The sequence below is a fragment of the Streptomyces sp. NBC_01267 genome, from assembly GCF_036241575.1.
In the GTDB taxonomy this organism is placed as follows: domain Bacteria; phylum Actinomycetota; class Actinomycetes; order Streptomycetales; family Streptomycetaceae; genus Streptomyces.
In genome coordinates this window covers 4,821,574-4,841,627 of record NZ_CP108455.1, presented here as the reverse complement: position 1 = coordinate 4,841,627, position 20,054 = coordinate 4,821,574, and the positions used below count along the sequence as shown (strand labels likewise).

The window sequence follows — 20,054 nt, the reverse complement described above, 5'->3', positions numbered from 1 at the left end:
CGTCTCCATGACGACGAACGAGACACCCCGGACGACCGACGAGAGCACGGGCTTCCTGCCCGAGCACACCCCCCGGCTCCACATGGCCAAGCTCGCCCCCGAGGTCTACAAGGCCATGATCCAGCTGGACGTGGCGGCCCGTCGGGGCGTGGACCCGGCCATTCTCGAACTGGTCAAGATCCGCGCCTCGCAGATCAACCACTGCGCCTTCTGCCTCGACATGCACACCAAGGACGCCCTGGCAGCGGGCGAGTCGGTCGAGCGGATCGTGCAGCTCAGCGGCTGGGAGGAGTCGAAGCACTTCTACACCGCGAAGGAGATCGCGGCGATCGAGCTGACCGAGGCCATCACGGTGCTCACCGACGGCTTCGTGCCCGACGAGGTGTACGCACACGCCGCCGAACAGTTCGACGAGACCGAACTCGCCCAGCTGATCGCGGCGATCACCGTGATCAACGCCTGGAACCGCATCTCCGTCACCGCCCGCATGGTCCCGGGTCACTACACCCCCGGCTCCACCGCCCACCGCCACTGATGGGCCCGCTGATGACCGACTTCCGCAGCCTGCATCTGGGCCGCTCCCCCGCCGACCCGCTGGTGCTCCCGGGCCCCTGGGATGCCGCGAGCGCCCGGGTCTTCGCGGAAGCCGGCTTCCCGGCGCTCGCCACTCCGAGCGCCGGGGTGGCGGCCTCGCTCGGATACGCGGACGGGCAGACCCCGGCCGAGGAGATGTTCGCCGCGATCGCCCGTATCGTCCGGGCCGTCGAGAGTTTCGGCGTCCTCGTGTCGGCGGACATCGAGGACGGCTACGGCCTGCCGCCGAAGGAGCTGGTGGCCCGGCTCGCCGACACCGGCGCTGTCGGCTGCAACCTGGAGGACTCCACGGACGGCGTCCTGCGCGACGCCGGTGAGCAGGCCGACCGGCTCGCGGAGGTGCGGGGGGCGGCGGGCGGCGCGCTGTTCGTCAACGCCCGCGTGGACACATATCTCCGCGGGGTGCGCGATCCGGCGCGGACCGTCGTCCGCGCCCGTCAGTACCTCGCGGCGGGCGCCGACTGCGTCTACCCGATCGCGGCGCCGCCCGGCCAACTCCCCGAACTGGCGGCCGGGATCGGGGCTCCGCTCAACGCGCTCTGCGTACCGGACGGGCCGTCACCGCGGGAACTCGGCGAACTCGGCGCCACCCGCGTCACCTTCGGGCCCGGACTGCACCACCGGGCGCTGGCCGCGGTACGTGACATGGCCGGACAGCTCTCCGGCGGCACCCGGTAGCCGGGCATCGGGGCCCTTCACCACGAGAGGGGCTCTTCACCACGAGAGGGGCCCCTTCACCACGAGAGAGGGCCCTTCCCTACGAAGAACGCGCAGAACGCCACCACCACCGAACAGAGCACGACGGTGGCGGCCGTCTCCATCGTGCGCTTCCAACCGGTGGCCGGCGGCAGCGTGGTGGCGTGCTCGGGCCGGTCCGCGACGTAGTAGACGGTCACGATGTCGCCGCCGATCCTCGTGCTGGGCCCGTGCTGCTCCTCAAAGGACACGGGCCGCCCACCGGGCGGCGTGAACTCGTACGCGTGGTGCCGGGTCGTGGACCTGCCGGAGTCCTTGTCGTACCTGGTCGTCGTGTAGGTCCGCAGGCAGGTCGCCCGCGCCGTGAGACCGCTGCGCCAGGCCGCCCGCATCCTCAGCCGCGCGCGGACGGCCTGGAGCGCTATGCAGACGGCGCCGACGGCGATCAGCGCCGGCACCACGTAGAACAACGCATCGGACATGTTCGACCCCCGTGTCGGTTCTGCCCACGCAGACGCCCCCCGCAATCCATTGGTTGCGGGGGGCGTCGCACGGGACGGAGAGGTCGCCGCGTGCCGGGGCACCGAACCGTCCGAACTGTCCGGACGGTCCTCGCCGTACGGCTCAGATCAGGCCGAGCTCGCGCACCGCGTCGCGCTCCTCGGAGAGTTCCTTCACCGAGGCGTCGATACGCGCGCGGGAGAAGTCGTTGATCTCCAGGCCCTGGACGATCTTGTACGTGCCGCCCTCGGTGGTGACCGGGAAGGACGAGATGAGGCCCTCGGGAACACCGTAGGAGCCGTCCGACGGGATACCCATCGAGGTCCAGTCGCCGTCCGCCGTGCCGTTGACCCAGGTGTGCACGTGGTCGATGGCGGCGTTCGCGGCCGAGGCGGCCGAGGAGGCGCCGCGCGCCTCGATGATCGCCGCACCGCGCTTGGCGACGGTCGGGATGAAGGTGTCGGCCAGCCACTGCTCGTCGTTGACGGTCTCGGCGGCGTTCTTGCCCGCGACCTCGGCGTGGAAGATGTCCGGGTACTGGGTGGCCGAGTGGTTGCCCCAGATGGTGAGACGGCGGATCTCGGAGACCGGGACGCCCGTCTTCTGCGAGAGCTGCGAGATCGCGCGGTTGTGGTCGAGACGGGTCATCGCGGTGAAGCGCTCGGCCGGTACGTCCGGGGCCGAGGCCTGCGCGATGAGCGCGTTGGTGTTGGCCGGGTTGCCGACGACGAGGACCTTGATGTCGTCCGCGGCGTTGTCGTTGATGGCCTTGCCCTGCGGGCCGAAGATGCCGCCGTTGGCCGCGAGCAGGTCACCGCGCTCCATGCCCTTCGTACGCGGGCGGGCGCCGACGAGCAGGGCCACGTTGGCACCGGCGAAAGCGACGTTCGGGTCGTCCGTGATCTCGATGCCCTGGAGCAGCGGGAAGGCGCAGTCGTCGAGCTCCATCGCGGTGCCCTCAGCGGCCTTCAGCCCCTGCGGGATCTCCAGGAGACGCAGCTTGACCGGCACGTCCGAGCCGAGCAGGTGGCCCGAGGCGATGCGGAAGAGCAGCGCGTAGCCGATCTGGCCGGCCGCGCCGGTGACGGTGACATTCACAGGAGTGCGGGTCATGGCGTTCTCCGTAAGACAGCTGGCGGTGGGGGTCCCTGCCCCTGGTGCGGGAAATCTCGGAGGCTCACACCGCGAACTGAATCTTGATGTGAAGAGACTTCCGACGTCAGGCTATCCGACCCTGCGGCCGACCGACTCCCGCCCCCGTGTGGCACGCCGCACACGGACCCGCGCACGCCCCGGCGTACGGAACCGTGTTGGCCCGTACGCACTCCTGAGGTCCGCCCCCTGCAACGACGGTGGCCGCCCGCGCCCAGGGGGGGTGAGGCGCGGACGGCCACCGCCGGGTGCAAGCACCCGTGGGGGGATAACACTCGCTTGCCCCGTGAATCGCGGGGCATTCCCCCTCAACGTTTTTTCTTTTCCGCCAACCGGGAACTGCCGGGTCCGCCGCCGGAAACTGCTCTGCCGACGGGAACTGTCGGGCCGTCAGCCCCCGCCTCCCGTCGGCACACGGCCCTCGTCAGCCCACCGTGAACTCGTCAGCGCACCGTGAAGTGGACCAGATCCTCCAGGAACGGCAGTTCCAGCCACGGCTGGGGCTGCACCATCAGCGCGAGCAGCGTGATCACGAGGCCCAGTACGCCGTACGTCACCGTGTCCGTGAACCGCGAACGCACCGCGAGCATCCCGACCGCCCGTACCCACCAGCGCATCGCCGCGCCCGCCATCAGTGCGACGCCGACGAGCAACAGCCCCACCCGGGTCACGTCGAAGGCGACCAGCAGCAGTCCCGCGGCGACCGCGCCGAGCACGGTGAGCAGCGGCCACTGCCGGGCGGGCGCGGGGGCGTCGCCGGGGGCCGCCCGGCCGCCGCCCTCGGGGCGGGCGGTGTCGCGCGTCACCGAGGGGAAGCGCCGGGTCGAGCGCACGGGCTCCCCGTCGGGACCCGGAGCGCTGACCGCGTCCTCCCCCTCGGGCTCGTCCTCGGCTCGGACCTCGCCGGACGCCCCGGACTCCGCCGTCTCCTCCGACTCCGCAGCCTCTTCCGGCTCCGCAGCCCCCTCCGACTCGGCAGGCGCCTCGGACTCCGCCGGGGCTTCCGGCTTTCCGGGTTCCTCGGCCCCCTCCGACTCGGCAGGCGCCTCGGACTCCGCCGGGGCTTCCGGCTTTCCGGGTTCCTCGGCACCGTCCGGCGTCTCGGACCTGCGGGGCCCCTCGGGACCGCCCGCCGCCTCCGGCGCGGCGCCCCCGTCGGATCCCGTACGACTCCCGGATCCCGAACGGCTCGCAGAACCCGAACGGCCGTCGGCCCCCGAGCGCTTGGCGAACCCCGGGAGCCCGGCGGACCCGCCCGGCTCCTCGGGCCCCGTACGCTCCACCGCGTCAGCCGACACTGCGCTCCGCCGCCTCCACGACGTTCACGAGCAGCTGAGCACGGGTCATCGGGCCCACGCCGCCCGGGTTCGGGGAGATCCACGCGGCCACGTCGGCGACACCGGGGTGCACATCGCCGACGATCTTGCCGTTCTCGTCCCGGCTGACGCCGACGTCGAGAACGGCCGCGCCCGCCTTGACGTCCTCGGGGTTGATGATGTGCGGGACACCGGCGGCGGCGACGATGATGTCGGCCTGCTTGAGCAGCGCGGGCAGATCACGGGTGCCGGTGTGGCACTGGGTCACTGTCGCGTTCTCGGACTTACGGGTCAGCAGCAGCGGGATGGAGCGGCCGACCGTGATGCCGCGCCCGACGACCACGACATGCGCCCCGTTGATCTCCACCCCGTGGTGGCGGAGCAGCTGGATGATGCCGTACGGGGTGCAGGGCAGCGGGCCCGTCTCGTTCAGTACGAGCTTGCCGAGGCTGGTCGGGTGCAGCCCGTCGGCGTCCTTCTCCGGGTCCATCAGGCTCAGGACGCGGTTGGTGTCGATGCCCTTGGGGAGCGGCAACTGCACGATGTAGCCGGTGCATTCGGGGTTCTCGTTGAGCTCCCGGACGACCGCCTCGATCTCTTCCTGCGTTGCGGTGTCGGGGAGTTCACGCTGGATCGACCCCATGCCTACCTCGGCGCAGTCACGGTGCTTGCCGTTGACGTACCAGCGGCTGCCCGGATCGTCACCGACCAGCAGTGTGCCGAGACCGGGGGTGATCCCCTTCTCCTTGAGGGCCGCCACGCGGGCGGTCAGATCGGACTTGATCGCGGCTGCGGTGGCCTTGCCATCGAGAATCTGGGCTGTCATATGAGCCATTCTTGCAGGGGCGCCATGATCGCCCAAGTTGCACTTGCACAACACATACGGAATGCGACTGGACAAACTTACGTGGCGTTTAGAAGCATGTTGCCCGCAGTGCCGCGGGCAGTGTCGGGGGGCTAGACCGCTCAGTCGATTTATGTACCAATCCTCCGCTCGAACCGCGTCGTCCCCGCATGAACCAACGGAGGAAATCAGCCATGAGCTTCGGCGATCCGAACCCGAACCCGAACAACCCGTACGGCCAGCCCCAGCAGCCCGGCGGCTACCCGCAGCAGGCCCCGCAGGGCGTGCCGCAGCAGCCCGGCTACGGCTACCCGCAGGCGCCCCCGGTCCAGGGCTACCCGCAGGCGCCCGGTTACGGCGGCCAGCCCCCGCAGTTCGGTGGCTGGTGGCGCCGGGTCGGTGGCACCATCATCGACGGCCTCATCTCCGGTATCCCGTACGGCGTGCTGGTCGGGATCGGCGGCTCGATCGGTGGCGGCGCCGGTTCCGCCCTCGTGATCGTCGGACTCCTCGTCGCCATAGCCATCTTCCTGTGGCAGCTCTACAACGAGGGCACCAACGGGCAGACCATCGGCAAGAAGGCCGTCGGCATCAGCCTGCGGCGCGAGAGCGACGGACAGCCGATCGGCTTCGGCATGGCGTTCGTCCGTAAGATCGCCCACTTCGTGGACAGCATCGCCTGCTACCTGGGCTGGCTGTGGCCGGCGTGGGACTCCAAGAAGCAGACGTTCGCCGACAAGCTCTGCTCCACCGTGGTGGTCCGGGTCGACTAGGACCTGCCGCACGCACCTGAGGGCCGTAACTCCGCGCATTCAGCGAGGAGTTACGGCCCTCGGGCGTTCCGGGGGCCGTCAGCGCGGGCGGCCCCCGGTACCGGTCCCGGGCAGGTCCTAGTGGAAGAAGTGACGCGTCCCGGTGAAGTACATCGTCACGCCGGCCTTCTCGGCGGCCTCCACGACCAGCTCGTCACGGATCGAACCGCCCGGCTGGACCACGGCCTTCACCCCGGCGTTCGCCAGGATCTCGAAGCCGTCGGGGAACGGGAAGAAGGCGTCGGAGGCGGCGTACGCACCCCTGGCCCGCTCCTCGCCCGCGCGCTCCACGGCGAGCTTCGCCGAGTCGACGCGGTTGACCTGACCCATGCCGACGCCGACGGACGCGCCATCCTTGGCGAGCAGGATCGCGTTGGACTTCACGGCGCGGCACGCCTTCCAGGCGAACGACAGCTCGGCGAGTTCGGCCGCGCCGAGCGCGTCACCCGATGCGAGCTTCCAGTTCTCCGGGTTGTCGCCGTCGGCCTGGAGCCGGTCGGTGACCTGGAGGAGTGCGCCGCCGTCGATCTGCTTGACCTCGACCGGGGCCGACGGGGCGTCCGGGCAGCGCAGCACCCGGATGTTCTTCTTGCGGGCCAGGATCTCGACCGCGCCGTCCTCGTACGCCGGAGCGACGATGACCTCGGTGAAGATCTCGGCCACCTGCTCGGCCATGGCCGTGGTGACCGGACGGTTCACCGCGATCACGCCGCCGTACGCGGAGACCGGGTCACAGGCGTGCGCCCTGCGGTGCACCTCCGCGAGGTCGGTGCCGATCGCGATGCCGCACGGGTTGGCGTGCTTGATGATCGCCACACAGGGCTCGGCGTGGTCGTACGCGGCCCGGCGCGCGGCGTCGGTGTCCGTGTAGTTGTTGTACGACATCTCCTTGCCGTGCAGCTGCTCGGCCTGGGCGAGGCCGCCCGTGCCGCTCACGTAGAGCGCGGCACCCTGGTGCGGGTTCTCGCCGTACCGCAGGACGTTGCCGCGCTCGTACGTCGCACCGAGGAAATCGGGGAAGCCGCTGTCGTCGGCCGCCGCGTAGTCGTCGGCGAACCAGCTCGCCACGGCCACGTCGTACGCGGCGGTGTGGCGGAACGCCTCGGCCGCGAGACGCTTGCGCGCGGCCAGGTCGAAGCCGCCGCCGCTGACGGCGGTCAGCACGTCCGCGTAGCGCTCCGGGCTGGTGACGACCGCCACCGACGGGTGGTTCTTCGCCGCGGCCCGGACCATCGACGGGCCGCCGATGTCGATCTGCTCGACGCACTCGTCGGGGGTGGCGCCGGAAGCGACGGTCTCCGTGAAGGGGTAGAGGTTCACGACGACCAGGTCGAAGGGCTCCACCCCCAGCTCGGTGAGCTGCTTGCGGTGGTCCTCCAGGCGGAGGTCGGCGAGGATCCCGGCGTGCACCCGCGGGTGCAGCGTCTTGACCCGGCCGTCCAGGCACTCCGGGAAGCCGGTGAGCTCCTCGACCTTGGTGACCGGCACACCGGCAGCCGCGATCTTCGCCGCGGTGGATCCGGTGGAGACGAGCGTGACGCCCGCCCCGTGCAGCCCGAGGGCCAGCTCCTCCAGGCCCGACTTGTCGTAGACGCTGATGAGCGCGCGCCGGATGGGCTTAACGGTGTCCGTGTTCTCGGTGTGCACCGACCTGTACCTTTCGTCCCTCAATGCGGTAGCCGTTACGGGCCAGACGCCCCACGACATCGACGAGCAGCCTTCGCTCGACTTCTTTGATGCGCTCGTGAAGAGCGCTTTCGTCGTCCTGCTCCCGGATCTCGACCACGCCCTGCGCGATGATCGGACCGGTGTCGACGCCGTCGTCGACGAAGTGGACGGTGCAGCCGGTGACCCTGGCGCCGTACGCGAGCGCGTCGCGTACGCCGTGGGCCCCGGGAAATGCGGGCAGCAGGGCCGGGTGCGTATTGACGAACCGGCCGCCGAAGGCCGCGAGGAAATCCTTCCCCACGATCTTCATGAATCCGGCCGAGACGACCAGGTCCGGCGCGTACGCGGCCGTGGCCTCGGTCAGCGCGGCGTCCCAGGCGGCACGGTCCGCGTACTCCTTCACCTTGCATACGAAGGTCGGCAGCCCGGCGTCGCGGGCGCGGTCGAGTCCGGCGATGCCGTCGCGGTCGGCGCCGACCGCGACGATCTCGGCACCGTAGGCGGCCGGATCGTCACCGATGGCGTCGAGCAGGGCCTGCAGATTGGTTCCGGAGCCGGAAACCAGCACGACCAGGCGGGCGGGAGGGGGCGGGGAGGCCACAGCGGGGCCCTTTCTGGATACGACTTGTGCGGTCGTACGAATCGATCGCATCTCCCGATACGGGGAACTCTACGAACGCGCCGACCGTCGGCAACGATACCGGCACACGGAGCGGCCCCCACGGGACGGGGGCCCGGCCGAGAGGTAGCGTCTGGGGACAGGATCCGTCTCCCGGACGGGAACCGAATGAGGGGAAGACGTTCACCAGATGCAGGACCGACGCCACCGCGCGACTCTCCGCACCCCACGGCACGGGCAGGACTCAGTGCTGCTGCTGCGGGAACGCCGGCCCTCTTCGACGGAGCCCGACGACAACCCCTTCGCCCCGCCACCGGAGGGCCGGCCGGACCAGCCGTGGCAGCCGCGGCGCCCGGCCAACGGGGGCGACGAGGGCAACTCCGGTCATTCCGGCAACGGGGGTGACGGCAGCGGTGACGACCAGTCGCCGCCTCCCGGCCGGGGCAGCCAGTGGAGCCCGGTTCAGCCCGGCCGCCAGGGCGGCGGCTGGGGCGGCGGCCCGCAGCGGCCCCAGGGCGGCCCGAACGAACCCGGGAACGGCCGGGGCGACGGCCCGAAGGGGCCGGGCAACGGGCCGGGCGGTCCGGGCGCGGGCCTGCGCTGGGACCCGAAGGACCCGGCGCAGCGGCGGGCGCGATACGCCCTGCTCGCCGGAATGTGGGCGTTCTTCTTCGTGCTCTTCAATCTGCCCGAGGTCAGCCTGCTGCTCGGGTCGCTCGCGTTGTACTGGGGTATCAGCTCGCTCCGGGCGAAGCCGCAGCCGGTGCAGCACGACACCCGCGGGGCCACGGCGCTGACGACCCAGCCGCCCCCGGCCGCCCCCACCGACGGCCGGCCGGCCGCACCGGGAGCGCCGCCCGCACCGCACGTGCCGCCGGCGCCCGGTCCGTACGCAGGCTCGTCGAAGCCGCAGATCACGGCGGCGGTGAGCGGTCTGGTGACGGCCGGAATGGCACTGGTGATGGTGGCGCTGGTCTTCACCTCGCACCTCGTGTACCGCGACTACTACACGTGCGTGGACGACGCGTTGACGAAGCAGGGCCAGATCGCCTGCAACAAGCTGCTGCCGGGCTCGCTGGTCCCGGTTCTCGGCACGAAGGAGTAGGGACGAGAGATGAAGGGGTAGGGGCGAGGGAGTAGCACGCGGCGCGCGGCGCGCGTCTGCGAGCGGGGCGGCCCGGGTTCCCGCCCCGTTCGGCGGTGCGCGGCTGTCAGTCCCCGTCGGTGTACGACATCGGGGGCCAGGCGCTGCCGATGCCCGGACCGGCTCCGGGTTCCGCGCGGGGTCCGGCCTCGGCGCCCGTTTCCGGCGGGGCGGGCGGGGCCGGGGCTGTGACAGGCACGGCAGGCACGGCAGCCGGTACGTCGTTGTCGCTTCCCGGGCTGCTTGTGCCGTCAGTGCCATCGGTGCCGTCCTGGACCTCCGTACTGCCGGAGTCGCCGGGGCCGTCGGGGCCATCGGGGCCGTCGGGGCCATCGGGGCCGTCGGGGCCATCGGGGCCGTCTGCCCTATCCGTACGGTCCGGGCCGGGCTGAACGACAGCAGGACCGTCACCGTCCTCGCCGTCCTCGCCGCGCGCCCCGTCATTGTTCGCAGCGGCGTCCGCATCCCCCTGATCCGCGGCAGCACAGCCATCGGCCTGGTCACCGGACTGGTTACTCGGCTGATCACCGGCTTGGTCAGCGGGCTGGTCACCGGGCTGGGGAATCCTGGCCTTCAGTCCCGCCGACGCCGCCCGAAGCGCAGCCCACCGCGCCACCCTGGCCCCGCTGTCGTGCCACTCCGGTTCCCCGGCGGCTTGCGGGACGGGTGCGGCAGGCCGGTTGCGCCGGAGGACCCGCCAGCGCCGGACCAGCGCGACCAGCAGCCCCGTTCCCACTGTCCAGACCAGCGCTGCCGCACCCGTGCGCCACCACACAGGGCCGAAGGACGCCAGACTGCCGGTGCCCAGCGGCCCGCCCGCCAGGGCGGCGAGGCCCGTCATCGCCGCCGCGCACCCCACGGCCGCCGACACAGCGGAGAGCACGGTGCCGCCCAGCGGGATCGGCCCGGCCTTCTCCCCTCCCCGGACGACGAACCAGCCGAGCACCACGCCCGCCGCCAACGGCACGGCCGCCACCGCCCAGCCGAGCGGAGAGCCCCGGCCCTCCCCGGGCACCGCGGTCAGCAGGGGGAAGTGCGGGAGCACGGTGTTCCCGGTCACCGCGAGCGGCGTCACCGTGGTCCCCGTACCGAGGACGAAGCCGGGGCCGAGGGCGTACGAAGCCCCCCAGACAGCCGCGTTCGGCACCAGCGAGACAGCCAGCAGCAGAACCGTGAACCGGCCCGACCAGGCACCGGTGAGCTGGAGGAACGACTGCTGCGCCGCGCCCGCGTGCCACACCAGCGCGCCCCCGACGAGCAGCGCCCCGCCGCCGGTCAGCACCATGACACCGGCGGCAGCGGCCCTCAGCGTGTCCGGCATCCCGGGCCGGGCGAGGGCCGCACGTGCACCCTTCGGCAGGATCCACCGCACCGGGCGGGGCAACGGTCCGCCCGGACATCCGCGCGCCCGCCACACCCCGGCAGCCGCCGCAGCACCGACGGCGAGCGGCAGATGCCAGAGCGCACTCAGCGGCTCCGCGGGCAGCGTCCCGCCCGCCGCGTACAGCGCCACCGCGACGGCAACCAGCAGATAGCCGCCGGTGACCGCGCACAGGGCACCTCGCGACGACGGTCCGGGACGGCCGTTCGCCGGGTCGAGCGCGTCGTGCGCGGCCCGCTGGACCAGCCAGACAGGCAGAACGACCAGCAGTATCGGCACCACACCCAGCGGAGCGGGAACGCCGGAGAGGGTGTCCTGCCTGGTCAGCTCCGTACCGTGAGCCAGCAGCCACAGTGCGGCGGCGACGTGCAGCGCCCCGCCCAGGCCACTGTCGGGGTACGGCGAGCTGATCCACAGCAGCATCACCAGGACGGTGAGCACGCTGAGCCCGAACCCTGCCGCGACCGCACCGCGCAGCACGCAGTCGGACAGCGCGGCGGTACGGGTCCGTACGGGAACGAGCGACAGGCTGCGGTCGGTCATCTGGGTCACGCGGGCCATGCTGCCAACGACACGCGCTTTCGCCGCGTAACAGGCAAAGGCCGGTCGTGTCACTCAATATACGTTTATGTACTTTTCGGACTGGCGCACTGCCATGAGCAGCGCTGGGGGTATCTCATGACGGATCTCCCGCCCCCGAAGGAACGGCGTCGGCTGCGCGAGGCGAAATCGCTGAGCGTGAAGCAGCTCGCGGCCACGATCGGGGTGACACCGGCGACCGTACGGTCCTGGGAGTCCGGTCGTACGAGCCCGGAGGGCCACCGGCACGCGGCATACGCGAAGGTACTGGCGCACGGGCCGACGCCGCAGCCCGTCCGGGAGCCGGTCCCTCAGCCCGTCCGGGAGCCCGTCCCGCAGCCCGCCCTCCTGCCGGAGCCGGAATCAGCACCGGCATCGGCATCGGAGCCAGAACCGGAATCGGCATCGACGTCGGCATCAGAGCCGGCATCAGCCTCGGTGGCGGAGTCGCAGCCGGCTCCGGGCAACCGCGACGAGCCCCGGCCGCTCCACGACGCCACCCCGGCCGAAGCCTTCGACCTGCTCTACGCGCGGGCCGCGCCCCGCCTCGTCCACCAGACGTACGCCCTCACCGGCCGCCGTCATCTCGCCGCGGAGTCCGTCGAGCGCGCGTTCCACCTGGCCTGGCAGCGCTGGCCGGAGGTGGCGACCGACCGGGACCCCGCCGGATGGGTGCGCGCGGCGGCGTACGAGTACGCGCTGTCGCCCTGGCACCGGTTACGCCGCAGCCACAAACGTCTCGACCGGCAGCCCGCAGACCCGGACCAGGGTCCGCTGCGCGACGCGGTCCTCGGCCTGCCGCCCGCGTACCGGCGCACCCTGCTGCTCTACGACGGTCTCGGTCTGGACCTCCCGGACACCGCGGCCGAGACCGAGGCGAGCACGCCCGCGACCGCGAACCGTCTCCTGTACGCGCGAGCGGCCGTCGCCGAGCAGGTGCCGGAACTGGCGGATCCCGAACTGCTCCAGGAGCGGCTCGCCGCGCTCACATCGACCGGTCCCGAGGTGAAGCTCCCCGAGGCGCGGGTGGTCAGGACGGGAAGCGAACACCGGATCAGGTTCTGGACGCGGCTCACGGCCGGGTTCGTCGTCCTGCTCACCGCGTCGACGGGCTACACCCTGGCCACGGCCCCCACGTACTACGCCAGACCGACGGGTGCCCCGCACCGCGTCGAGGGCGTCCCGCCGCGTGGCGGCCCGCAGCGACTGACAGCGGAGGACGTGAAGCTGCGGCAGAAGCTCCGTACCGAACCGGCGAACGGTCCGGGTCGTCTGGTGCCGTCGACGGACTGAGACCCGCCGGACTGCGACCTGTCGTGGTCCGGCCGGGCCGGACATGCGAACGGGCCCGCGCTCCCCGGAAGGGGAACGCGGGCCCGCAGCGCACCTGCGTAACTGCTACGCGGCGGCCAGGATCGCGCGGGCCAGCTTGGCCGTCTCGGTCGGCGTCTTGCCGACCTTGACGCCCGCAGCCTCCAGCGCTTCCTTCTTCGCCTGCGCGGTACCGGAGGAGCCGGAGACGATGGCGCCGGCGTGGCCCATGGTCTTGCCCTCGGGAGCCGTGAAGCCCGCGACGTAGCCGACGACCGGCTTCGTCACGTTCTTCGCGATGTAGTCGGCCGCACGCTCCTCGGCGTCGCCGCCGATCTCGCCGATCATCACGATCAGGTCGGTCTCGGGGTCCGCCTCGAACGCCGCGAGAGCGTCGATGTGCGTCGTGCCGATGACCGGGTCGCCACCGATGCCGACGGCCGAGGAGAAGCCGATGTCACGGAGCTCGTACATCATCTGGTAGGTCAGCGTGCCGGACTTGGACACGAGACCGATGCGGCCGGGCTTGGTGATGTCGCCCGGGATGATGCCGGCGTTGGACTGACCGGGGGTGATCAGACCGGGGCAGTTCGGACCGATGATCCGGGTCTTGTTGCCCTTCGAGCCGGCGTACGCCCAGAAGGCGGCCGAGTCGTGGACGGCGATGCCCTCGGTGATGACGACCACGAGGCCGATCTCGGCGTCGATCGCCTCGATGACGGCGGCCTTGGCGAAGGCCGGCGGCACGAAGACGACGGACACGTCGGCGCCGGTCTGCGCCATCGCGTCGGCGACGGAGCCGAACACGGGCACGGCGGTGCCGTCGAAGTCGACGGACGTACCGGCCTTGCGCGGGTTGACGCCGCCGACGATGTCGGTGCCGTCAGCGAGCATGAGCTTGGTGTGCTTCATGCCGGTGGCGCCGGTCATCCCCTGGACGATGACCTTGCTTTCCTTGGTCAGGAAAATAGCCATGGTGTTGGTGACCTGTTCCCTTACTTCGCAGCCGCGAGCTCGGCGGCCTTGTCGGCCGCGCCGTCCATGGTGTCCACGCGCTGCACGAGCGGGTGGTTGGCGTCCGACAGGATCTTGCGACCCAGCTCCGCGTTGTTGCCGTCGAGGCGCACGACCAGCGGCTTGGTGACCGCTTCGCCCTTGGACTTGAGGAGCTCAAGGGCCTGGACGATGCCGTTGGCGACCTCGTCGCACGCGGTGATGCCACCGAAGACGTTGACGAACACGGACTTGACGTCCGGGTCGCCGAGGATGATCTCCAGGCCGTTCGCCATGACCTCGGCGGAGGCGCCGCCACCGATGTCGAGGAAGTTGGCGGGCTTCACGTTGCCGTGGTTCTCACCGGCGTACGCGACGACGTCGAGGGTGCTCATCACGAGACCCGCGCCGTTGCCGATGATGCCGACCTCGCCGTCGAGCTTGACGTAGTTGAGGTTCTTGGCCTTGGCAGCAGCCTCGAGCGGGTTGGCTGCGGCCTTGTCCTCCAGCGCCTCGTGCTCGGGCTGGCGGAAGTCGGCGTTCTCGTCGAGCGAGACCTTGCCGTCAAGGGCGATGATCTTGCCGTCGCCGGACTTGATCAGCGGGTTGACCTCGACGAGGAGCGCGTCCTCCTTGATGAAGACGGTCCACAGCTTCTGCAGGACGTCGGCCACCTGACCGGCGATCTCGGCCGGGAACTTCGCCGCGGCGACGATCTCGGCGGCCTTCTCCGGGGTGCACCCCTCGTTGGCGTCGACCGGGATCTTCGCCAGCGCGTCGGGGTTCTCCTCCGCGACGACCTCGATCTCCACGCCGCCCTCGACGGACGCCATGGCGAGGAAGGTGCGGTTGGTGCGGTCGAGGAGGAAGGAGACGTAGTACTCCTCCGCGATGTCCGCGGTCTCGGCCAGCATGACCCTCTGGACCGTGTGGCCCTTGATGTCCATGCCCAGAATGGCGTCGGCCTTCGCCACGGCGTCGGCCGGGTCGGAGGCGAGCTTCACGCCGCCGGCCTTGCCTCGGCCGCCGACCTTGACCTGCGCCTTGACGACAGCCTTGCCGCCCAGACGCTCGGTCACCTCGCGCGCCGCCTCAGGCGTGTCGATGACTTCACCGGCCAGCACCGGTACACCGTGCTTGGCGAAGAGGTCCCTCGCCTGGTACTCGAACAGGTCCACGCGCGTCCGTCTCCCTTTGCTTTAAATCGTCGTCGCAGTAGTGATCGCGGTTCCTTGTCTGCGTGGGCGTGCCGCGAAGGGCAACGTGACTGCGCTGTCACTAGGGAGGCGTAGACGGTGTCCGAGTACGCGGCATGTCCGTCTCGCAGGTTATCCCCGTGGGCGCTAGGTCCCTAAATCGCAGATCACACCTGCGCGGTGATTACTGTCACAACTCACCCACCCGAACCGGACGTCGGCCCGGTGGCCGGGAACCCCCCGGTGAGCTGCGCCGATGCACCCTGTGGACCTTCGGTGGGCGCGCCGAGGCCGGGTGGTGAGGGGGTCGGCCGGACGGTCCGGGGTGACCGACGACACAGTTGACGCGGACCCGTTCACGGCGTGTCCGGTACCACGGGTTCACGCGCTTCAGGCCCCTCAGGCCGTACGGTCCGGGCTCGGAGGCAGGGGTCTCTTCTCCACCGCTGCCGCCATCACTTCTGGAAAGTGGTCCGGTGTGCAGGCGAACGCCGGTACGCCCAGGGCCGCGAGGGCCGCCGCGTGGTCGTGGTCGTAGGCGGGTGTCCCCTCGTCGGACAGCGCGAGCAGCGCCACGAACTGCACACCCGATGCCTTCATCGCCGCCACCCGCTTGAGCATCTCGTCGCGTATGCCTCCCTCGTAGAGATCGCTGATCAGTACGACGACGGTGTCGGCGGGGCGGGTGATCTGCGACTGGCAGTACGCGAGCGCCCTGTTGATGTCGGTGCCGCCACCCAGCTGGGTCGCGAAGAGAACGTCCACCGGGTCGTCGAGCTGGTCCGTGAGATCGACCACGGCCGTGTCGAAGACGACGAGCCGCGTCGCGAGGGACCGCATCGAGGCGAGGACCGCGCCGAACACCGAGGCGTAGACGACGGAGGCCGCCATCGATCCCGACTGGTCGATGCAGAGGACGACTTCCTTCTTCACGGACTGCGAGGCGTGGCCGTACCCGACGAGCCGTTCCGGAACGACGGTGCGGTGCTCCGGTAGGTAGTTCTTCAGGTTGGCGCGGACGGTGCGGTTCCAGTCGATGTCCCGGTGGCGCGGCCTGCTGATCCTGGCCGAACGGTCCAGCGCCCCGGTGAGCGTGGCCCGCGTCCGTGTGGCGAGCCGCTTCTCCAGGTCCTCGACCACCTTGCGGACAACGGCGCGAGCCGTCTCCCTGGTCGTCTCGGGCATCGCCTTGTTGAGCGAGAGCAGCGTCCCGACGAGGTGGACGTCCGCCTCGACCGCCTCCAGCATCTCCGGCTCCAGCAACAGCGCCGAAAGTCCCAGCCGTTCGATGGCGTCGCGTTGCATCACCTGGACGACGGAGGCCGGGAAGTACGCACGGATGTCGCCCAGCCAGCGCGCGACGGACGGCGCGGACGCGCCGAGCCCGGCCGTGCGGTCGCCACCGCGTCCGGCGCCCTTGCGGCCGTTGCCCTTGCGCCCGCCGCCGTACAGCGCGCCCAGTGCTGCGTCCATCGCCGCGTCCCGCCCGTCGAGCGAGACGCCGGTGCCCTCCGCCGCGTCACCCCCGAGCACCAGCCGCCAGCGCCGCAGCCGTTCGTCCGCCGTGTTCATCCCGCCACCCCCATCAGGCCGTTGTCGTACGGACCGGTGCCCGCAGGACCGGTTCCCTCAGGGCCCCTTCTGCCCGGGATCCCTCCGCCGCCCGCGGTTCCTCCGCCGCCCGCGGTTCTTCCGCCGCCCGGGGTTCTTCCGCCGCCCGGGGTTCTTCCGCCCGGGTCGCGCCTGTCGGGGCCGTGCCTGTCGGGGTCGCCGTGCCCGAGGAGCAGCCGCAGGACCGGAAGCACCGCGTCCGCGCGCTCCGTGTCGAGCCCGGTACCGAACCCCGGCGCTGCCGCCTCCGGTGTACGGGCCGTCCCCCGGCCGGCCCCGGTGCCGCGCCGGACCAGCTCGCCGAGGGTGCGGCGTACGCCCGGCTCATACGCCGAGAAGGTACGGCGCAGCAGCGGCAGTACGCCGGTGAACGCGTCCGGCGGCACACCGGCCAGCCAGGCATCGACCAGCCCGAGCAGCCGCTCGTCGTGGACCAGGAGCATGCCTCCCCCGGAGACCCCGCCGACGAAGCCCTCGATCCAGGCCGCCGCGTCGGCGGGCAGCGCGCCCGGCGACAGGGCGAGGCCCATGAGCAGGGCCGCCTCGTCCTCGGCGAGCCGTCCGTCGTCGAGGAGGAGACGCACGGCCCGCCCGCGGATCAGCCCGGCGACCGGGTCCCGGCCGGCCAGTCCGCGCAGCACACCGGCCCATCGGTCGCGCAGTCCGGTGTCCGGCAGGAGACCGATCGCGGTGTGGACACCGTCCAGTTGTCCGCGTCTCTCGCCGGCACCGTCCGCGTCGAGCCCCGTACAGGCCGGGGGCAGCCCGACACAGATCCGCTCCGCGATCCCGGACGCCACCTCACCGAGCGCCGTGGTGTCCGTGGACCGCACATCGCCGTACCGCAGGGAACGGGCCAGGGCGGGCAGCGCCTGCGCGAGGTGACCCACGTCCGTGTCCAGCGCGGCACGGTCGGCGAGCGCCCGCATCACCACCGGGAGCGCGTCCGGCAGTTCGGCCAGCAGGCACTGCTCGGCGAGGGCGGTGACCTCGCCGAGCACGGTGGCCGACACGGCCTGCGCCGCGGCTTTCGCGGTGGCCGCGGAGAGCACCGTCGTCCCCCACATCCCGGCCTCCGCGACCCGCACGGAGAGCTCCGGCTCCCAGCGCAGCCGCCAGCTCTCCCGGAAGGTGCCCGTACTCCCCCGTCCGTCGGCCGGCTCCCCCCAGCCGACCCCGAGGAGCCGCAGCCGGTGCAGCAGCCGGGACCGTGCGGCGTCGGTCTGCTTGCGCAGATCGAGGTCCGCCTCCCGCTCCGTCGCCTCCGGCTGGAACCGCAGCGCGCGCTGTGTGCGGGTCAGGTCACGCTGGAGCGGTACGGCCGGGGCGGTGTCCGGGACCTCCCCGAGCACCTCACCGACCACCAGCCGGTCCTGGACGAGCGCGAGCGGTACGTCGGAGCCCTCGCACATCACCGCCCGCACCGCGTCGGTCGTCTCGGCGAGCCCGGGAAGCGGGCGTCCGCGCAGAGTGGCGAGGGTCCCGGCGAGCCGGACCGCCTCGATGACATGGGCCGAGGAGACCATCCGGTCCTCGTCCCGCAGCAGCCGTGCGGCCTTCGTCATCCAGCGCTCCACGGGGCGGTCGTCCGCGCCGAACAGATGGGCATACCACCCGGGTGATTCGATGCCGGCGCCGTAGCCACTGCGCCGGGCGAGCCTGCGGTGCGTCCAGGGCACCCAGGTCATCTCGGTCTTCACCTTGGGGAGCCCCTTGAGCAGGGCGCGGTCGGCGGTGACCGTCGTCCTAGCCGCCAGTGCGGGGACATGCCAGGCTCCACAGACCACGGCCACCGAGTCGGCGAACTCCCTTCGGGCCGCGCGCAGTTGGATGCGCATATGGGCCTCGCGGATGAGATCACGGGGGAATCCGCCGTCGCCGTACGTGTCCCGCAGCGCCCCCATGGCTTCGCCGAGCGCGGCGAACGGAGCGAGCGCGTCCGCCGTCCCGGGGCCCCGGTGCTCGACGACGTCCTCCCACCAGCGCTCGGCGTCCTCGTATCCGGCGGTCGAGGCCAGAACCCCGATCGGATCGACCCGTACCGCAGCCGCGTCGTCGGGTCCTTCGCACTCTTCCTCGGTCATCGCGAGCGAGTGGGCGGCGGGCAGATCGATGAACCGAACAGGCACCCCGCGCCGGAGCGCCCAGCGGATCGCCACCCATTCCGGCGAGAATTCCGCGAGCGGCCAGAACGCCGCCCGGCCCGGGTCGTCCACGACATGGGCGAGCAGGGCGACCGGAGGTTTCATCCCCGGATCCGCCGCGAGCGGCAGCAACGCGTCGCCCTCGGGCGGCCCTTCGATCAGTACGGCCTGCGGCGCCGCGGCGTCCAGCGCGGCCCGCACCGCACGGGCCGACCCCGGGCCGTGGTGGCGCACGCCGAGCAGCAGCGGCCCGGCCGCCGGGCCGGGCGCTCGGGCCGGCGCCGGGGGTGCTGTCGCCGGGGGTGCTGTCGCCGGGGGTGCCGTCATACCGACACCTCCCGGCAGGCCCGGTAGAAGCCCTGCCAGCCGTCCCGCTCCCGCACCACCGTCTCCAGGTACTCCTGCCAGATCACCCGGTCGGCGGCCGGGTCCCGCACGACCGCGCCGAGCAGTCCGGCGGCCACATCGGCCGGGCGCAGCACCCCGTCGCCGAAGTGCGCGGCCAGAGCGAGGCCGTTGGTGACGACCGAGATCGCCTCGGCCGTGGAGAGCGTCCCCGACGGCGACTTGACCTTGGTACGGCCGTCGTCGGTGACTCCGCCGCGCAGCTCGCGGAAGACCGTGACGACCCGGCGGATCTCGTCCAGGCCCTCGGGCGCGGCGGGCAGATCGAGCGAGCGCCCTATCTGGTCGACGCGCCGGGAGACGATGTCGACCTCCGCTTCGGCCGTGGCGGGCAGCGGCAGGACGACCGTGTTGAAGCGGCGGCGCAGCGCGCTGGAGAGTTCGTTGACCCCGCGGTCGCGGTCATTGGCGGTGGCGATCAGATTGAACCCGCGGACGGCCTGGGTCTCCTGGCCGAGCTCGGGGATCGGCAGCGTCTTCTCGGACAGGATCGTGATCAGTGTGTCCTGGACATCGGCGGGGATACGCGTCAGCTCCTCGACCCGCGCGGTCATCCCGTCGGCCATGGCCCGCATGACGGGGCTGGGGACCAGGGCGTCTCGGCTGGGGCCGTGGGCGAGCAACTGGGCGTAGTTCCAGCCGTACCTGACCGCTTCCTCGGGGGTGCCCGCGGTGCCCTGGACGAGCAGCGTGGAGTCACCGCTCACGGCCGCCGCGAGATGCTCGGACACCCAGGTCTTGGCCGTGCCGGGCACGCCGAGCAGCAGCAGCGCGCGATCGGTGGCGAGCGTGCTGACGGCGACCTCGACGATGCGGCGCGGTCCGACGTACTTCGGCGTGATCACCGTGCCGTCGGGCAGGGCGCCTCCCTGCAGATACATGGCCACGGCCCACGGCGAGAGCTTCCAGCGCTCGGGGCGCGGGCGGTCGTCGGCGGCGGCGAGTGCCGTGAGTTCGTGGGCGAAGGCGACTTCGGCGTGCGGCCGCAGAACCTCTGCTCCGGTGTTTTCGGGCGCGGTCATGGATCCCCCTCCAGATCGTTCCAGCTCGTTCGACCGGATGTGATTCCACGGTGCACCATGCCACTG

17 protein-coding genes are annotated in these 20,054 nt (G+C 71.6%); 5 read left to right on the top strand and 12 right to left on the bottom strand.

The features are described 5' to 3' along the window. Nucleotides 1-7: 7 nt before the first annotated feature. Nucleotides 8-535, top strand: a complete 528-nt coding sequence (locus OG709_RS22325) for a carboxymuconolactone decarboxylase family protein (protein ID WP_266641261.1) — start codon at nt 8-10, stop codon at nt 533-535. Between the two features lie 11 nt (nt 536-546). Next, the gene (locus OG709_RS22320) at nt 547-1,272 is read left to right on the top strand and encodes an isocitrate lyase/PEP mutase family protein (RefSeq protein ID WP_329167588.1); all 726 of its coding nucleotides are present in this window, start codon (nt 547-549) and stop codon (nt 1,270-1,272) included. Between the two features lie 56 nt (nt 1,273-1,328). On the opposite strand, the gene OG709_RS22315 is transcribed toward OG709_RS22320, so the two are convergent. From OG709_RS22315 to OG709_RS22300, 4 genes are all read right to left on the bottom strand, one after another. Continuing rightward, nucleotides 1,329-1,772, bottom strand: coding sequence for a DUF3592 domain-containing protein (locus OG709_RS22315; protein WP_329167587.1), 444 nt, complete (start codon nt 1,770-1,772; stop codon nt 1,329-1,331). 142 nt (nt 1,773-1,914) lie between these two features. Further along, the gene (locus OG709_RS22310) at nt 1,915-2,904 is read right to left on the bottom strand and encodes a malate dehydrogenase (RefSeq protein ID WP_266641266.1); all 990 of its coding nucleotides are present in this window, start codon (nt 2,902-2,904) and stop codon (nt 1,915-1,917) included. A gap of 482 nt (nt 2,905-3,386) precedes the next feature. Next, complete coding sequence (locus OG709_RS22305) at nt 3,387-4,241, bottom strand: DUF3017 domain-containing protein (RefSeq protein ID WP_329167586.1); 855 nt, start codon at nt 4,239-4,241, stop codon at nt 3,387-3,389. Further along, nucleotides 4,231-5,085, bottom strand: a complete 855-nt coding sequence (locus tag OG709_RS22300) for a bifunctional methylenetetrahydrofolate dehydrogenase/methenyltetrahydrofolate cyclohydrolase (RefSeq protein WP_250299480.1) — start codon at nt 5,083-5,085, stop codon at nt 4,231-4,233. The genes OG709_RS22305 and OG709_RS22300 overlap by 11 nt, the downstream gene beginning before the upstream one ends. A 212-nt stretch (nt 5,086-5,297) precedes the next feature. On the opposite strand from OG709_RS22300, the gene OG709_RS22295 reads away from it, so the two are divergent. Next, the gene (locus tag OG709_RS22295) at nt 5,298-5,876 is read left to right on the top strand and encodes an RDD family protein (protein ID WP_250299479.1); all 579 of its coding nucleotides are present in this window, start codon (nt 5,298-5,300) and stop codon (nt 5,874-5,876) included. Between the two features lie 117 nt (nt 5,877-5,993). Here the strand turns inward: OG709_RS22295 and purH are convergent, their stop codons facing one another. Both purH and purN read right to left on the bottom strand, forming a co-directional pair. After that, nucleotides 5,994-7,622: a bifunctional phosphoribosylaminoimidazolecarboxamide formyltransferase/IMP cyclohydrolase gene (purH, locus tag OG709_RS22290; RefSeq protein ID WP_266641271.1), complete on the bottom strand. Its 1,629-nt coding sequence runs from the start codon at nt 7,620-7,622 to the stop codon at nt 5,994-5,996. Continuing rightward, nucleotides 7,534-8,235: a phosphoribosylglycinamide formyltransferase gene (gene purN, locus OG709_RS22285; RefSeq protein ID WP_374211232.1), complete on the bottom strand. Its 702-nt coding sequence runs from the start codon at nt 8,233-8,235 to the stop codon at nt 7,534-7,536. The genes purH and purN overlap by 89 nt, the downstream gene beginning before the upstream one ends. A 157-nt stretch (nt 8,236-8,392) precedes the next feature. Between purN and OG709_RS22280 the strand changes: the two genes are divergently transcribed. Next, entirely contained in the window at nt 8,393-9,307 is a 915-nt protein-coding gene (locus tag OG709_RS22280) for a hypothetical protein (protein ID WP_266641273.1), read from the top strand. 106 nt (nt 9,308-9,413) lie between these two features. Here the strand turns inward: OG709_RS22280 and OG709_RS22275 are convergent, their stop codons facing one another. Beyond that, the gene (locus tag OG709_RS22275; protein ID WP_329169170.1) at nt 9,414-11,270 is read right to left on the bottom strand and encodes a cell division protein PerM; all 1,857 of its coding nucleotides are present in this window, start codon (nt 11,268-11,270) and stop codon (nt 9,414-9,416) included. A 135-nt stretch (nt 11,271-11,405) separates the two neighbouring features. Between OG709_RS22275 and OG709_RS22270 the strand changes: the two genes are divergently transcribed. Further along, nucleotides 11,406-12,599, top strand: coding sequence for a helix-turn-helix domain-containing protein (locus tag OG709_RS22270; protein WP_329167585.1), 1,194 nt, complete (start codon nt 11,406-11,408; stop codon nt 12,597-12,599). A gap of 105 nt (nt 12,600-12,704) precedes the next feature. Here the strand turns inward: OG709_RS22270 and sucD are convergent, their stop codons facing one another. From sucD to OG709_RS22245, 5 genes are all read right to left on the bottom strand, one after another. Beyond that, complete coding sequence (sucD, locus tag OG709_RS22265; protein ID WP_250299474.1) at nt 12,705-13,592, bottom strand: succinate--CoA ligase subunit alpha; 888 nt, start codon at nt 13,590-13,592, stop codon at nt 12,705-12,707. 20 nt (nt 13,593-13,612) lie between these two features. Next, nucleotides 13,613-14,788 (bottom strand): ADP-forming succinate--CoA ligase subunit beta, encoded by a 1,176-nt coding sequence (sucC, locus tag OG709_RS22260; RefSeq protein ID WP_250299473.1) that lies wholly within the window; start codon nt 14,786-14,788, stop codon nt 13,613-13,615. Nucleotides 14,789-15,205: 417 nt separating this feature from the next. Beyond that, nucleotides 15,206-16,378, bottom strand: coding sequence for a VWA domain-containing protein (locus tag OG709_RS22255; protein WP_250299472.1), 1,173 nt, complete (start codon nt 16,376-16,378; stop codon nt 15,206-15,208). Next, complete coding sequence (locus tag OG709_RS22250; protein WP_329167584.1) at nt 16,375-18,888, bottom strand: DUF5682 family protein; 2,514 nt, start codon at nt 18,886-18,888, stop codon at nt 16,375-16,377. Before OG709_RS22250 ends, OG709_RS22255 begins: the two co-directional genes overlap by 4 nt. Then, complete coding sequence (locus OG709_RS22245; protein ID WP_250299470.1) at nt 18,885-19,988, bottom strand: ATP-binding protein; 1,104 nt, start codon at nt 19,986-19,988, stop codon at nt 18,885-18,887. Before OG709_RS22245 ends, OG709_RS22250 begins: the two co-directional genes overlap by 4 nt. Nucleotides 19,989-20,054 lie beyond the last annotated feature (66 nt).